This is a genomic window from Serratia sp. HNCC26DJ206 (assembly GCF_057180605.1).
Map to the genome: position 1 here is coordinate 1 of NZ_JBXUGP010000164.1, position 333 is coordinate 333.

The window sequence follows — 333 nt, forward strand, 5'->3', positions numbered from 1 at the left end:
TCGCCCAGGTCGGTCTCTGGCGTAAAGCTCCAGCTGCCGTCCGGCTTCACGGTGGTGCTGCCCAGCACGGTCTCACCGTCTTTCACGGTCACTGTGCTGCCCGGCTTGCCGCTGCCGTTCAGTTCTGGACGTGCATCGTCCGTCACCTCGCCCGGTTGCAGGTTGCCCGTGTTCGGCCCCACGTTGTCGTTGACGGAGCCCAGTTGAACCAGTACCGGGGTGTCGTCCACCACGATGTTCACGCCCGGGCTTGGCTCACTCACGTTGCCGGCCGGATCGGTCACGGTGGTGCTCAGGTTATGCTCGCCGTTGTCCAGCGGCTCACTCGGGGTA

Annotated in this window: 1 protein-coding gene; it reads right to left on the reverse strand. The window is 65.2% G+C overall.

Annotated features, from left to right (window positions below):
- A partial coding sequence (locus AC2A1E_RS24420; protein ID WP_484385909.1) for an Ig-like domain-containing protein occupies nt 1–263 on the reverse strand: 263 nt, incomplete at its 3' end.
- Nucleotides 264–333 lie beyond the last annotated feature (70 nt).